Annotated in this window: 1 pseudogene; it reads left to right on the top strand. The window is 26.7% G+C overall.

What is annotated here, in order from left to right:
- Positions 1-114, top strand: a pseudogene (locus V6246_RS18485) (IS110 family transposase); the annotation flags it as partial.
- Positions 115-300: the final 186 nt, after the last annotated feature.

Raw genomic sequence — 300 nt, 5'->3', positions numbered from 1 at the left:
AAAAAATTAGCATTAATAGCGGTATGTAATTAGCTACTAAAACAAGCTTTTGCTATTGCAAAATCGGGTTTAATTTTTGACAAGGAATATAAAAGTACGCTAGTGAAAAATTAATAAGATTTTACTTGTTTTTTAGCACAGTACTTTGTTGTGGTGTCGTTTTTTTATTTTTAATTCAGTTCCGATGTCAGGTTTTGATTTCTGTTTTTTCTTTTCATCTTTTATTAAATACATATAAACACCATTCTTTCGTTTATCTAATTCTTTATCTACTACTATTTTCCTTTCCGATTGAGTTTT

Origin of the sequence: Algibacter sp. TI.3.09 (assembly GCF_038154905.1) — a bacterium.
Lineage (GTDB): Bacteria > Bacteroidota > Bacteroidia > Flavobacteriales > Flavobacteriaceae > Algibacter.
Note: the sequence above shows the minus strand (reverse complement) of the source record. Positions and strands in the feature narration are given on the sequence as shown.